General features: G+C 66.7%; 14 protein-coding genes. 7 read left to right on the top strand and 7 right to left on the bottom strand.

Annotation, left to right across the window (positions count from 1 at the left end):
• Positions 1 to 366: 366 nt before the first annotated feature.
• The 5 genes from ACFE87_RS07170 to ACFE87_RS07150 all read left to right on the top strand — a co-directional run bounded on the left by ACFE87_RS07170 (position 367) and on the right by ACFE87_RS07150 (position 3,511).
• Entirely contained in the window at positions 367 to 1,500 is a 1,134-nt protein-coding gene (locus tag ACFE87_RS07170) for a carboxylate-amine ligase (protein WP_375458941.1), read from the top strand.
• Between the two features lie 253 nt (positions 1,501 to 1,753).
• A complete protein-coding gene (locus ACFE87_RS07165; protein WP_375458940.1) occupies positions 1,754 to 2,107 on the top strand; it encodes a hypothetical protein in 354 nt (117 codons plus the stop codon).
• Between the two features lie 434 nt (positions 2,108 to 2,541).
• Entirely contained in the window at positions 2,542 to 2,679 is a 138-nt protein-coding gene (locus ACFE87_RS07160) for a hypothetical protein (protein ID WP_375458939.1), read from the top strand.
• A 74-nt stretch (positions 2,680 to 2,753) separates the two neighbouring features.
• Positions 2,754 to 2,987 (top strand): aminotransferase class III-fold pyridoxal phosphate-dependent enzyme, encoded by a 234-nt coding sequence (locus ACFE87_RS07155; RefSeq protein ID WP_375458938.1) that lies wholly within the window; start codon positions 2,754 to 2,756, stop codon positions 2,985 to 2,987.
• Positions 2,969 to 3,511: an aminotransferase class III-fold pyridoxal phosphate-dependent enzyme gene (locus ACFE87_RS07150; RefSeq protein ID WP_375458937.1), complete on the top strand. Its 543-nt coding sequence runs from the start codon at positions 2,969 to 2,971 to the stop codon at positions 3,509 to 3,511. Before ACFE87_RS07155 ends, ACFE87_RS07150 begins: the two co-directional genes overlap by 19 nt.
• Positions 3,512 to 3,613: 102 nt before the next feature.
• Here ACFE87_RS07150 and ACFE87_RS07145 read toward each other — a convergent pair whose 3' ends face one another.
• The 7 genes from ACFE87_RS07145 to ACFE87_RS07115 form a co-directional block, all read right to left on the bottom strand.
• Complete coding sequence (locus ACFE87_RS07145; RefSeq protein WP_375458936.1) at positions 3,614 to 4,930, bottom strand: MFS transporter; 1,317 nt, start codon at positions 4,928 to 4,930, stop codon at positions 3,614 to 3,616.
• Positions 4,931 to 5,023: 93 nt separating this feature from the next.
• Positions 5,024 to 5,974 (bottom strand): PDR/VanB family oxidoreductase, encoded by a 951-nt coding sequence (locus ACFE87_RS07140; RefSeq protein WP_375458935.1) that lies wholly within the window; start codon positions 5,972 to 5,974, stop codon positions 5,024 to 5,026.
• 12 nt (positions 5,975 to 5,986) lie between these two features.
• Positions 5,987 to 6,478, bottom strand: coding sequence for an MOSC domain-containing protein (locus tag ACFE87_RS07135; RefSeq protein ID WP_375458934.1), 492 nt, complete (start codon positions 6,476 to 6,478; stop codon positions 5,987 to 5,989).
• Between the two features lie 45 nt (positions 6,479 to 6,523).
• A complete protein-coding gene (locus ACFE87_RS07130; RefSeq protein ID WP_375458933.1) occupies positions 6,524 to 7,144 on the bottom strand; it encodes a 2-hydroxychromene-2-carboxylate isomerase in 621 nt (206 codons plus the stop codon).
• A gap of 13 nt (positions 7,145 to 7,157) precedes the next feature.
• Positions 7,158 to 8,021, bottom strand: a complete 864-nt coding sequence (locus ACFE87_RS07125; protein WP_375458932.1) for an ABC transporter permease — start codon at positions 8,019 to 8,021, stop codon at positions 7,158 to 7,160.
• Positions 8,018 to 8,824 (bottom strand): ABC transporter ATP-binding protein, encoded by an 807-nt coding sequence (locus ACFE87_RS07120; protein WP_375458931.1) that lies wholly within the window; start codon positions 8,822 to 8,824, stop codon positions 8,018 to 8,020. Before ACFE87_RS07120 ends, ACFE87_RS07125 begins: the two co-directional genes overlap by 4 nt.
• A gap of 19 nt (positions 8,825 to 8,843) precedes the next feature.
• A complete protein-coding gene (locus ACFE87_RS07115; RefSeq protein ID WP_375458930.1) occupies positions 8,844 to 9,917 on the bottom strand; it encodes an ABC transporter substrate-binding protein in 1,074 nt (357 codons plus the stop codon).
• A 205-nt stretch (positions 9,918 to 10,122) separates the two neighbouring features.
• On the opposite strand from ACFE87_RS07115, the gene ACFE87_RS07110 reads away from it, so the two are divergent.
• Positions 10,123 to 10,701, top strand: a complete 579-nt coding sequence (locus ACFE87_RS07110; RefSeq protein ID WP_375458929.1) for a helix-turn-helix domain-containing protein — start codon at positions 10,123 to 10,125, stop codon at positions 10,699 to 10,701.
• 15 nt (positions 10,702 to 10,716) lie between these two features.
• Positions 10,717 to 12,795, top strand: coding sequence for a molybdopterin-dependent oxidoreductase (locus tag ACFE87_RS07105; protein ID WP_375458928.1), 2,079 nt, complete (start codon positions 10,717 to 10,719; stop codon positions 12,793 to 12,795).
• Positions 12,796 to 13,008: the final 213 nt, after the last annotated feature.

Below are 13,008 nucleotides of genomic sequence, written 5' to 3'. Positions count from 1 at the left end.
TGCGGCAAAGACTTTGGTGGCTGACGAGACCAATTCGTCGTGACGAGTGAGGTGCATGAGAGCGAACTCCGCCTCCGGGTTGTCCAAGGGGAAAAATGGCAGCGACCGGTCAGGCCTCCATGGAATCTCTGGTCAGACACGAGTCCAGCGGAAGATCGGCGCCCTGCTACAAGGTCGCAGGATGCCGGCCCAGGTCGGTCGAGCCGAGTTCGCCACACCCGCTCGGGACGGCTTGTGGCTGCAGTTCAGGCCATGAACAATCTTGCGGGAAACCAAGCAGGCCGGCTGCGCTTACATTACCGATTTCCGACAGCGGCGTGCATTGGGCGGCTTCGGGGCATATGGGCCTCCTGGACAGGATTCGTGATGAACGGCAGCTTTCAATTCGGCATCGAGGAGGAGTTCTTCCTGGCTGACGCAATTACGCGGGGCACGCCTGGCCGCTCGCTCGATGCGTTCCACGCAGCCGTCCATCGCGACCTCCCCGAGGCCGAGCGCGAGCTGCTGCAGTCTCAAGTCGAAATTGCGTCCCCGCCGACCACCAGCTTCGCGGAGGCTCGTTTAGTCCTGAGCAGCATGAGGGAGCAGCTTTCCGCTGTCGGCCGTGAGCACGGGATCCGACTGCTCGCATCGGGCACACACCCGATGGCACACTGGAGCGAGCAGGAGAAGACTGAGAAGGCGCGCTATCGGGCCCTCACGGAAGAGATGCAGATGCTTGGCCGTCGCAACGTCGTGTGCGGCATGCACGTCCATGTCGAGGTTCCCGATCCCGACCGGCGGGTCGATCTGATGAACCGCCTCCTGCCCTACACGCCACTCCTGCTCGCCCTCTCGTCATCCTCGCCCTTCTGGCAGGGCCGGCCGACGGGCTTAGCCGCCTACCGTCTCTCAGTTTGGGGAGAGATGCCCCGGACTGGCCTTCCGGAGCTATTTCGGGATGCGCACGAGTACGAGCGGCTCGTCGCGACGATGGTCAGCGCGGGCGCAATCAAGGATGCGAGTTTCCTGTGGTGGACCCTGCGGCCTTCGATCCGCTACCCGACCCTCGAGCTTCGAGTCGCCGACAGCTGCACCAAGCTAGAGGATACACTCGCGGTCGCGGCCCTGTATCGCTGTCTCGTACGTTGGGTTGTCCGCGAACCCACGCTGAATGCGGGGCTCACGGGTGCCTCCCGCGCGATCGTATCGGAAAATTTGTGGCGGGCTCAACGCGACGGCGTTCGGGCCAGCTTCATCGACGAGGCGAGCGGCACATCGGTGGCGTGTTCCGAGTACCTGACTGCACTTCTGGATCAGCTCGAACCAGACGCGACGGAGCTCGGCTGCACAGCTGAACTGGATCGTAGTCGAGAGATCGTCGCGCACGGGACCAGCTCGGACCGTCAGCTGGCAATTCTTGAGCAAGCCGCGGGCTCTGATGATGCCTCCTCCGCGTCAGTGTCGGCCGTGGTGGACTGGATCGCCGACACGACGGCACCGGTCGCTCTCGGAAGGTAAGTTTCTGCTAGAAGTCGCACGGGAGCCGATGCTGACCGAATGTGAACCGCCGACCCAATTTGCGACGTTTGAGGGCGGGCAGGTGCTACGTGCGCACCAGAGGTAAAGCGGTCATTGCCGGCAGCCTGACGTATGTCCGGTTTCCGCCGGGCACCCCGAGTCTGCTTCTAGCGCGACTCAGGAGCGCTGGCGATGATCGGCCGGGCGCAACGAAGGCCGTAGAGTAGAAGTCAGACGTGCGGAAATCAGACCGATGACCTCGGACGATCTGGTGGCGCTTGCCCGGACGCTGCCCGAGGTGGAGGTCTCGACGTCCTTTGGCACGCCTGCCCTGAAAGTCAGGGGCAAGCTGCTGACGCGCTTGCGCCCAGAAGACGACAGCTTGGTTCTGCCGGACGTGCCCGTTGAGGAGCGCGAGATGCTGATAGCCGCCGACCCGGGCGTCTTCCACGTCACGCCGCACTACGACGGCGTACACCATCGTGTTGGCCCGGATTGGCGCCCTGAAAGCGGCAAGTTTGACGCCGTTCCTGAAGCGCCGATGGCGTGCTGTCGCGCCAAAGCAGCTGGTGGCTGGCTTCGATGCACGCTGAAGTGCGCCGCCTAGCTGAACGGCGCCATAAACGGGGAAGATGCATCCGAGCCGCGTTATTGCGTCTGCTATCCGGCACGCACCTCACGTCCGCTTCTGGCGGATACTGTTGAAAAACGTCGATCGCGGCATCCGAGCGAGTCAGATCAAATGTCGAATGCCGGCGTCATGTAGAACAAGATTGTCGTCTAGCCTGCTCGGAGCGGAGCACGGTAGAACTTTATTCTCTTTAAGCGAGTGGTTGGCGAGCGGCGGAACACCCTTGCCGACTTTTTCAACGATATCGGCGCACACCGGAAGCATGACACGTTGAAGGCCTTCCACTTCTTCAGCGGCATGATCCCGGAGGTCGTGGCCGAACTCGCCCAGATGCTCGCCCGCGACTGGCTGCCAGGCGACATCATGAAGACGATCTTCATCATTACCGGGTCCAGAAGTCGGCGCTCCGCATGGCCAAGATGTATACCGACGGCTACGAGATCCTGGCGCTCGGCGGCTCCTGGCACGGCATCACGGGCGGCGCGAGCTCCGTCTCGATGGCGAGCGACCGCAAAGGCTACGGCGTGCCCGCCCCCGCGTCTTCGTGATTCCAGAGCCGAATTCCTACCGGCCCTACATGAAGGGGATTTCGGAGGAGGATTCGGCGCTCGCCGGACTCGAGATGGCGCTGAAGCTGTTCGACATGCAATCGATCGGCCGGGGCGCCGCAATCATCGTCGAGCCGGTCATCAGCGCGGGTGGCGTGCTCGTGCCGCCCCACTCCTTCATGCAGGCCCTGCGTCAGGCGGCGGACGATCGCGGCATGCTGCTGATCTTCGACGGGCGCAGACGGCCTTCGGCCGGATCGGCACGAGGACTGGGTCCGAGTATTTCGGCGTGGTCCCGGACATCATGACGATGTCGAAGACGCTGGGCGGCGGCCTTCCCTTCGCCGCGGTCGCGACGACGGCGAAGATCGAGGAGGACATCCACGCCAAGCACTTCGCCTTCTACACGAGCCATGTCTCCGATCCGCTCACCGCCGAGGTCGGCCTGGCGGTGCTGCGCGTAACCGCGGAGGAGAAGCTGGTCATGCGGGCGAACGAAATGGGCGCCTATCTGCGCGGGCGGTTCGAGGAGCTGCAGCAACGCTACGAGGTAATCGGGGACGTGCGCGGTCTCGGCCTGCTCATGGGCGTGGAACTCGTCGAGGACCGCGCCTCGCGCAAGCCCGCCCACGCGCTCGGTGCGCTGACGACGCAGAAATGCTTCGAGCTGGGCCTGAGCATGAATATCAGGCGTCGCCCGGAGCGGGGCTCCGTATGGCGCATCGCGCCCCCGCTCACGGTCTCGCATGATGAGATCGACCGCGCGACCGACATCCTGGACCGGGCTCTCCGGGAGAGCCTCGACGAGCTGTCCGTGCAAAAAGCGGCTTGAGGCAACAGACCATGGGTTGATCGGTTATCGCCGCCGTCGCTGGCGGCGTCGTAGGAGGGCCGGCGGCCTCGCGGAATGCGCGGAGCCGACGGCCCCCTCTGCTCAGCGCAGCTCGGTCCCGGCCGTCTCGGGCGCGACGGCGGTGGCTGCCAGCGTGATCAGGGCCGCCACGATCAGGTAGATCGAGATCGGCCAGGTCGCGCCGCCGCTCCAGGCCATGAGCGAGGCGGCTGCGAAGGGCGTGAGACCGCCCGAGATCGCGGCCCCGATCTGGAAGCCGAGCGAGGCGCCGCTATAGCGCAGACGCGCGGCGAATAGCTCGGAATAGAACGGCGCCCCGATGCCGAACCCGACCATCTGGCCAAAACTGATGGCAACGACGATCGTCAGCGTGATGATCGTCGTGTCCTTCGTGTCGAGCAGCCAGAAGAACGGGAAGGCGAAGGCGATGCAGAAGAGGCAGCTCGCATAGAACATCGTCTTCCGGCCGACCCGGTCCGACATCCAGCCGAAGAGCGGGATGGAGAAGAGAGCCACGAACGAGGCGGCGAGGAGCCCGTTCAGGATCACGCTTCGGGGCAGGCCGAGCGTTCCGGTCACGTAGCTGATCGCGAAGACGCTGCCGATCGAGGCCCAGGCGATCTCCGAGATCTTCAGACCGACGGCCGTGAGGAAGGCCCGGGGATGCTGGGTGATGACCTCGACGACCGGCAGGCGCGCGACGTCCTTCGAGGCCTCGACGTTCCGGAAGGCCGGCGTCTCCTCGAGCCGCATGCGGATGAAGAGCCCGACGCCGACGAGGAGGATCGAGATCAGGAAAGGGATGCGCCAGGCCCAGCCCAGGAACTCGCTCTCGGGCAATTGCGACATGGCCGCGAAGATGCCGATCGCCGCGATGTTGCCGATCGGGTTGCCGACCTGGACGAGGCTGCCGAAGAAGCCGCGATGCTTGGTCGGCGCGTTCTCGACCACCATCAGGACGGCACCGCCCCATTCGCCGCCGAGCCCGATGCCCTGCACGAGACGGAGCAGCACGAGGAGGATCGGCGCCCAGATGCCGATCTGGGCATAGGTCGGCAGGCAGCCGATCAGGAAGGTGCCGATCCCCATGATGATGATGGTCGCCGCCAGCATCTTCTTGCGGCCGACCTTGTCGCCGAAATGGCCGAAGATCGCGGCCCCGAGCGGGCGCGCCAGGAAGCCGACGCCGTAGCTCGCGAAAGCCGCGATCGTGCCGACGGCCGGGTCGAAGGAGGGGAAAAAGAGCTTGTTGAAGACGAGCGCACTCGCCGTTCCATAGATCAGGAAGTCGTACCATTCGACCGCCGTGCCGACGACGCTCGACATGACGACGCGTCTCATCTGGGCCGAACCGCCCGCGGGCGCGATCGGGATTGCTGCCTGTGTTGCCGTAGCCATGGGACCCCTCCGTTGCTGGATGGCCGCCCCTGCCGTCTCGACCCTTGTCGCGGCCGTTGGATCGGCCCCGCCTCGGTTGCGTTCCTGTGACGCTCACAAATCCAGCTGCAGCGGGCCGACGGCCCGGGACACGCAGGGAATGAGCCGGCTCCGTCGCGCGCGGGGCGACAGGACGACGTCGCGATGGATCGGAATCCCGTCGAGATAGCCGCATTCGCAACTGCCGCAGACGCCGATCTCGCAGGAGGATGGCAGTTCGATCCCGGCGGAGCGCAGGATGTCGAGCACGGATCGATCAGTCGGAACCGGCAGGGTGGCTCCTGTCGACCGGATGAGGATCTCGAACGGTTCGGGGGTGAATCCCTCGTCGAAGAGCGGCTGAAAGGCCTCGAAGCGGACGGCCTCCTCGGGCCAACCTGAAGCCGCCTGTCGGACCGCATCCATGAAGCCGGCCGGCCCGCAGCAATAGACCTGCGTTCCGGCCCGCGGCACGGCCAAGAGATCGGCAAAGCCGACCCGCGAGCCCGGTTCGTCGTCGAAATGGTAGCTCACGCAGGCCGGGTCGGCGGCCGTCGCGATCTCCTCCAGCATCGGCGCATTGGCTCGGCTGCGGACAAAATCGTGCAGGTGGAAGGGCTTGCCGGCCCGCGTGAGCGCATGCGCCATGGCGAGGAGCGGGGTGATGCCGATGCCACCGGCGAGGAGGAGGTAACGGTCGGCCTCGTCCGACAGCTCGAAATGGTTGCGGGGCGCCGACACCATCAGCGTGCCGCCCGGAACCAGGTTCTCGTGCAGCCAGAGCGAGCCGCCCCGCCCGCCGCCCTCGCGCTTGACGGCGATGCGGTAGCAAGAGCGGTCGGCCGGATCTCCGCACAGGGAATATTGCCGAACGCGCCCGTCCGGCAGGTGGATGTCGACATGGGCGCCGGGCGTCGAGGCCGGCAATTCTGGCCGGCGCGGATGGCGGAGATCGACGACGAGCACGTCACCGCTCTCCGGCCGGATGTCGGCGACGGTGAGCTTCATGATCAGCCGCGGCGACATCCGAGCGGCCCGTCAGCCCTCGAGCGGGACGATCGGATCGCCCTTGCGGATCACCCCGCCGGTCTCGATCGAGCAGTTGAGGCCGGAGCGGTTCAGGAGGCCGTCATAGAGGCCTGGAACGCCGAGCAGCTCCTCAAGGTATTTGCACGGAAAGTTCATGCGGCCGCCCTTCAGGACGACGTCGCCGACCTGGAAGCGCCGGCCCACGAGATGGTTCAGTGGCACGCCGCGGGTCGTGAGGTTGCGGCGATGGTCAATCGGTTCGAGCCTCGTCTTGGTGCCCGGGACCTTGGGCTCCCCCATCTCGAGCGCCTCCAGCACCTCCATCTCGATGAGCGTGACCTCGCGGATGTCGGGTTTCGGCGAGTAGGTGCCGGTGCCGAGCAGGTAGCGGTCGCCTTCGATCCCCTTGCCCGGAATGAGATTCGCCTCGTCGAGTTCCTCCATCTCGACGGATGCCGAGGGCGCGATGTGGATGTGAAGAAGCTGTCCCGACCACGTCATCGTCTCGTGTCCTCTCTCGATCTTCGTCGGGTAGCCCGCCGGTCGTCACGCGCCGGCGGAATGCCGCTCGAGCGCCTCTTCCAGGAAGTCCAGGCGGTCCTGCCCCCAGAGGATGTCTCCGTCGTACAGATAGAAGGGCGATCCGAAGACGCCGTCGCCCGGAGCCTCGGCCGTGTAGCGCGCGTATTCGGCCTGGACGTCGGGCCGGTCGGAGGCGGCGAGCAGGGCGTCGATATCCGGCACCAGACCGGCGCCGACCTCGCGGAGCACGGCCCGGTCGGAGATGTCGCGATCCTCGACCCACATGGCCCGCATCACGGCGTAGGACAGCTCGGCGACCGGAAGCCCCGCGAGCTTCGCGGCCGCGACGAGCCGCGACGAGGGATGGTGGTCGGTCGGGAAGAAGCGCGGCTCGAGCACGATCGGGTCGCCGAGCCGGGCCTTCCAGCGCCGCAACTCCGCCATCCGGTAATCCTGCCGCTGCTGCGAGCGCTGCCCGAGCAGGATGCCGCCGGTCTGGGCGTAGATCGTCGGCAGGTCGACCGGCCGGTAGTCGATGTCGACCCCGTGTTTCGCCGCCATGGCGACGAGGCGCTGGTGGCCGAGATAGGCCCAGTCGGACGCGGTCCAGAAGTAATAGGTAATGACGGACGGGGATGGTGCCACGGCTCGGCTCGCGTCAGGATTGGCGGAATTCGGGCGCCCAATGCAGCAGGCGTCGCTCGACCATGCTGATCAGGGTGACGAGCACGATCCCGATGATGCCTAGCACGGTGATCGTCGCGAACATGTCGCTCGCATTCATCGTCGCGAGCGCGGTCGTGATCAGGTAGCCCATCCCGGTCGTCGAGCCGACGAATTCCGAGATCACGACGCCGATCAGCGAGAAGGAGACCGCGTTCGGCAGGGCTGCGAAGGTCCAGGCGAGCGAGTTCGGGATCCGAACCGTCCAGGTGATCTGGCGGTTCGAGCCGCCGAGCGTGCGGCAGAAGTTGATCAGGTGCTGCTCGATATTCACGCCGCCCTTGAAGGCGTTGAAGAAGATGAGGAAGAACACGATGAACCAGGCCGTGACGACCTTCGAGGCGAGGCCGAGGCCGAAGATCATCGTGATGAGCGGCACCATGGCGATGCGAGGCAGCGAGTTGAGCGCCACGATGAAGGGGTTGAAGAGGGCCGCGAGCGCCCGGTTCTGGCTCAGGGTCAGGCCGGCGACGTAGCCCGTCACCACGGCGACCGCGAGGCCGAGCAACGTCGCCCCGACCGTCGAGGCGAGATGCGGCCACAGGAAGCCGGCCTGCTTCCCGAGCGTCCAGTCGTAGAGCTTCTGGGCGATGAGCGACGGGCGGCTGATGAAGAAGGGGTCGAGGAAGGTGTTCTTCCGGAACCAGTCGATCCCGGTCAGGACCTGCCAGGCACCGAGGAAGACGGCTAGGAGCGCGATCTGGCCGGCCAGGATCGACAGCCGTCGCCAGGGCAGGCGCGCCATCAGGGAGCGCTCGGGCAAGGCGGTGTCGAGCGCGCCGGCATTCGTCGTCGTCATGCGGCGCTCCGGTGCGCGACGTGATCGAAGGCCTGGTTGCGGCGGAATTCCTCGCCCAGCACGTGCCAGACGGCCTGGAAATTCCGGCTGAAGGCGTCGCTCTCCCGCACGGAGAAGACGTCGCGCGGATGCGGGATCGTGACCTCGTGGTCGAGCGCCACGCGGCTCGGCGGCGAGGACAGGACGACGACGCGGTTCGAGAGCGTGATCGCCTCGTCGAGATCATGTGTCACGAGCACGATCGTCTGGCCGAGCCGCCGCCAGATCTCGAGCAGTTCCTTGTGCAGGACGATCTTTGTGTGGGTGTCGAGCGCGCCGAAGGGCTCGTCCAGCAGCAGCACCTTCGGGTCGCAGGCGAGCGTCATGAGGAGCGACACCCGCTGACGCATGCCGCCCGAGAGCTGGTGCGGGAAGAGGCCGCCATAGCCGGCGAGCCCGGCCATGTTGAGGAGGTCCGTGACCTTGGCGTCGATCTCGGCCTTGGGGCGGCCGCGGTAGCGCAGGCCGAGCCCGATATTCTTTGCGACATCGAGCCAGGGCAGGACCGTGTCCTTCTGGAAGATGTAGCCGAGCCCCTCGGGGACACGGCCCTCGACCACGGGCTTGCCGTTCACCCGGATCTGACCGGCGGTCGGGGGCAGGAAGCCCGCGATCATGTTCAGGATCGTCGACTTGCCGCATCCGGACGGCCCGACGATCGACACGAACTCACCTGCCCCGATGGTCAGGTCGACCGAGCCGATCGCCGTGATCCGCTCGCGTCCCGAGCCGTAGCTTTTCCCGATGCCGCGGAGCTCGATCATGGGGCCGATCCTCGGGAGCTCAGGCGAGGCCACGCGCCTTCTTCACGAAGCTCACGTCGACGTTCTTCTCGTAGCTCGCGCCCGCCATCTCGGCATCGCTGTACATGCGGCCGTTGCCCATGATCCCGGTGAGGCGGGCATAGTTCTCCGGCGTGATCAGGTTGTCCCGGCTCCAGACCTTCTTGAAGGTGCCGATCGCCGAGACGGCCGAGGCCATGGAATAGCCGCCGAGGTAATCGGCGAGGATCAGCTCCGCCGTCGCCTCGGGCGTGTTCGCGTGGATGAAGTCGGCGCCCTTGCAGAGCCCCGTCACGAGCGCCTGCACCTCGGCCGGCTTGTCCCGGACCGTGTCGGCGAGGACATAGGTGCCGGCGCCCGGCAGCGGGCCACCGAAGGTCTTGTCCCAGGTCGCGGCGTCGGTGATGTCGAAGAGCGGCACGCCCCAGCCCTCCTCCCGGCCCTTCTCGAGCATCGCGAAGGTCGCCATGCAGGCGTCGACGCCCTTGCTCTTCACGGCGCCCATCATGGTCGTGAAGTCGCCGAGCGGCCGGATCGCGACCTTGTCCTTCACGCCGTTCCGCTCGGCCAGGTAGACCGCCATCAGCCAGGTCGCCGCCTGGGGCTGCGTCACCCCGAGCGACCGTCCGGCGAGCTTCGCGATCGTGTTGATGCCGGACTCGTAGATTTCCTTGTTGATCAGGATGTTGGCGAAGGGCACCCGGTCGTCGAAGCAATAGACGAGCACGGATTGCTTGCCGGCGATGGAGAGCGCGATCGAATCCGTCGCGCCCGTCGTTGAGGCGGAGATCTGTCCGGCCGCGAGAAGCTGCTTCCCGCGCGGACCGCTCTGGACGTTGACATAGGTAACGTCGACGGCCGCCTTGTCGAAGAACGCCTTCTTCATCGCCACGTAGAAGGGCGAATAGATCGGGTCGATGCTGGCGACCCCGTAATCAAATTTGCCCGCCGCGACAGCCGGCGAGCCGAGACACGCGATCGCGCTGCCCCCGACCGAAATCCGAAGGAATGTCCGCCGATCGAGTGAACAGGCTTGCGTCATGGCTCGGAAATCCCCGTCATCGGTCGCCCTCACGCTACATCGTCCATGTCGAGCGGCAAGCTTGTCCTTTAGGCAACGAGTTGCCTAGGAAGGCAGCATTGGACACAACCTGCGGTGCGCCGGACAAACTTTGCTTCTCATTGATCGATGTCAGTATTGAGCTTGACGAGGTCGATGCGGAGGGTGGAGATTGCAGGTCCAAGTCGGCGCGACGGTCGCGCGGGGGAGACGGGCGCGGATGCTCGACGAGCTACCGGAATGGCTGCGCGCCGACCCCTCGCAGGGCCTCGCGCGCGAAATCCGAGCCGCGCGCAAGGCCCGGGGCTGGACCCTGTCGGACTTGTCGGCCGCCGTGAAGCTCGACAAGGGCTACCTGTCGAAGGTGGAGCGCGGCCTGAAGGCGCCTTCCGTCTCGACCCTGCTCAACCTCGCGCGCGCGCTGGACGTCCCGGTCGCGCAGCTCTTCGGGGCCGAGGTCGACGAATCCGCCATCCACGTCTCGCGGGGGGAGACGCGCCGGGCGCCGGCCGACCGGGCCGACGGCTACCGCCTCGAGGCGCTGACGACCGGCAAGGGCCGGTCGGGCCTCGAAGGCTTCCTGGTCTATCCGCCGCCAGTCTTCTCCGACGAGTTCCGGGCCGAGCATGACGGCGAGGAACTGCTCTTCGTCGTCGGTGGCGAGGTCGAGGTCCGGTTCGCGGACCGGGTCGTCGCCTTGCGGGAGGGCGACGCGCTGCAATTCCCGGGTCGGCTGCAGCATCAGGTGCGCCGCACGACGAACGTCGCCTGCGTGCTGATCACCGTGACCCGAAGCTGAGGGGAGGATGCCTCGATGTTGACCGGCACGCTCATTCGAAAATCCGCCTGCCCCCATGATTGCCCGAGCGCCTGCTCCCTCGAGGTCGAGGTTCTCGACGGCGACCGGATCGGCCGTGTCAGGGGCTCCCGTTCGAACAGCTACACGGCCGGTGTGGTCTGCGCCAAGGTCGCCCGTTATGCGGAGCGGGTCGAGCATCCCGACCGGCTGACCCAGCCTCTGCGCCGCACTGGCCCGAAGGGTTCGGGCCAGTTCGCGCCGATCTCCTGGGACGAGGCGCTGGACGAGATCGCGGCCGAATTCATCCGCGCCGAAGAGCGCTGGGGACCGGAAGCCGTGTGGCCCTACCATTCCGGCGGCAATATGGGGATCGTGCAGCGCTGGGGTCTCGACCGGCTGCGGAACGTCAAGCGCTACAGCCGCCAGCAGACGACGATCTGCGTGACGCCGGCGGAATCGGGTTGGAAGGCGGGTGTCGGCAAGCTGGTCGGGCCGGACCCGCGCGAGATGGCGGAAGCCGACCTGATCGTCTCCTGGGGCGGCAACCCGGTCTCCACCCAGGTCAACGTGATGACGCATGTCTCCCGCGCCCGGAAGCGCGGCGGCGTCTTTGCGGTCGTCGACGTCTACCGCACGCCGACGGTCGAGGCGGCGGACGTGGCGCTGATCGTGCGGCCGGGCACGGACGCGGCGCTCGCGCTCGGCATGATGCATGTCCTCTTCGCCGAGGGCATGGTCGATCGCGACTATCTCGCCCGGCTGACCGATTTCGACGACGAGGTCGAGCGCCATATCCGCGAGCGCGATCCGGCCTGGGCGGCCGCGATCACCGGGCTCCGTGAGAGCGAGATCGTCGATTTCGCTCGGCTCTTCGGCCGGACCAAGCGCTCCTTCCTCCGGGTCGGCTTCGGCTTCACCCGGACCCGGAACGGCGCGGCCGCGATGCACGCCGTCTCCTGCCTCCCGGCAGTCACCGGAGCCTGGACCGAGCGCGGCGGCGGGGCCTTCTTCCTGTCCTTCGACAAGGAGACCTGGGGCATCGACACGACGCTGATCCACGGCCTTGACGCCATCGATCCTCATGTCCGCATCCTCGACCAGTCCCGGATCGGCGCGGTCCTCACGGGCGAGCCGGAGGCGCTGAAGGGCGGGCCGCCGGTCACCGCGATGCTGATGCAGAACGCGAATTCCGTCGTCGTGGCGCCGTCCTCGGCCAAGGTCCGGGAGGGGCTGTCGCGCGACGACCTCTTCCTCGCCGTGCACGAGCAGTTCATGACGCCGACGGCGCGCTTCGCCGACATCGTCCTGCCGGCCACGACCTTCGTCGAGCAGGACGACATGTATTTCGGCCTCGGCCACACCTACCTGACGCATGGGCCGCAGATCGTCCCGGCGCGCGGCGAGACCCGCTCGAACCACGACGTGGTCTGCGGGCTGGCATCCCGGCTCGGCGCCGAGCATCCTGGCTTCCGGATGAGCGCGGCCGAGCTTCTCGATGACGGCTTGCAGCGGGCCGGCCTGCCGTCCCTCGCCAGGGTCGCCGAGGACGGGTTCCTCGATCGCGCCCAGCTTTTCGACACGGCCCATTTCCTGAACGGCTTCCCGCAGCCGGGCGGCCGCTTCCGCTTCAAGCCGGACTGGGCGAGCGTCGGACCGGACCACGCCCGGATGCCGCGCCTGCCGGACTGGAGCGCGGATTACGAGCGCACGGACGAGACCCACCCCTACAAGCTCGTCTGCCCGCCGGCCCGCAACTTCCTTAACTCCACCTTCACCGAGACGCCGACCAGTCAGGCCCGCGAGGTCGAGCCGCGCGTCCGGATGCACCCGGATGCCGCTTTGAGCGAGACGATCGTGGCCGGCGACTCCGTCCGCGTCGGCAATGCCCGCGGCTCGGTTCTCCTCCGGGCCGAGATCGACCCGGGTCAGCAGGCCGACACGCTGGTCGTCGAGGGCATCTGGCCGGACGAGGCCTTCGCGGAGCGGCGCGGCATCAACCACCTCATCGGCGACGACGCCGTGCCGCCGAATGGCGGCGCCGCCTTCCACGACATCGCCGTCTACCTGACACGGGAAACGTCCGCCGCGTACTAGGAGCGAGCGCCTCGCCTCAAATTTCCGGAGTTTCGGGGCGTGTGATCCCATGCTGGTCGAGGGAGAGCAAACCATCATCGACCCGCAAGGGACGTTCCGAGGGTCCGCTCATAATGTACGATCGGGACACGGTAGCGGGCCCGGGTGAACCTCAGCCAGGGCGGTCCGTCGTGGCGCGAGACTTGCTCTCGTGGTCGGCGAATGGACCTCATG

Origin of the sequence: uncultured Enterovirga sp., from assembly GCF_964242715.1 — a bacterium.
Classification (GTDB): domain Bacteria; phylum Pseudomonadota; class Alphaproteobacteria; order Rhizobiales; family Beijerinckiaceae; genus Enterovirga.
The sequence above is the reverse complement of the archived record's forward strand: the minus strand, read 5'-3'. Positions and strand labels throughout refer to the sequence as shown.